The organism is Acidovorax sp. (genome assembly GCF_046291265.1).
In the GTDB taxonomy this organism is placed as follows: Bacteria; Pseudomonadota; Gammaproteobacteria; order Burkholderiales; family Burkholderiaceae_C; genus Acidovorax.
The window spans coordinates 1-625 of the sequence record NZ_JBKBTV010000161.1 but is presented as its reverse complement, the minus strand read 5'-3'; the positions used below and the strand labels follow the sequence as shown (position 1 = coordinate 625).

1 pseudogene is annotated in these 625 nt (G+C 74.6%); it reads right to left on the bottom strand.

Going from position 1 to position 625, the window contains the following annotated elements:
* Window positions 1-625 (bottom strand): annotated as a pseudogene (locus ACK41V_RS23685) (hypothetical protein); the annotation flags it as partial.

Here is a 625-nt window from a genome sequence, read left to right as displayed (position 1 = left end):
TGCTCGCGCCGCTGCTCGTGCTGCCAGTGCCCACCAGCACAGACCCGCTGCCGCCCAAAGACCGCCCGGCGCCTGTGCTCACAGTCACCGACCCGCTCACATCCGACCCGCCGCCAGTCGACAGCACCATCGCGCCGCCATCGCCGCCGCTGCCCGACCCGCTCAGGATGCTCACCGCGCCGCCAGCGCTGCCCGGGTCGCCAGAAGTGGACTGCCCGGCAGCCACCCGCACGTGCCCGCCCACGCTGCCAGCGCCGCGCGCCTCACCGCCATACACAGACACCATGCCGCCATCGCCGCTCACACCCACGCCCACTGACAGCACCATCGCGCCGCCATCGCCGCCGCTGCCCGTCCCGCTCAGGATGCTCACCGCGCCGCCGCTCGCCTGCGTCGACCACCCTGCAGCCACATGCACGTGCCCGCCAGCGCTGCCGCTCCCAGTGCTGCCGCCAGACACCACGTCCACAGACCCGCCCTGCCCGCCGCTGCCCACCGCCACAGACACCGCGCCGCTCGCGCCATCCACAGCCGCGCCGCTGCGCAGCACAATGCCGCCGCTCGCGCCGCTGCTCGTGCTGCCAGTGCCCACCAGCACAGACCCGCTGCCGCCCAAAGACCGCCC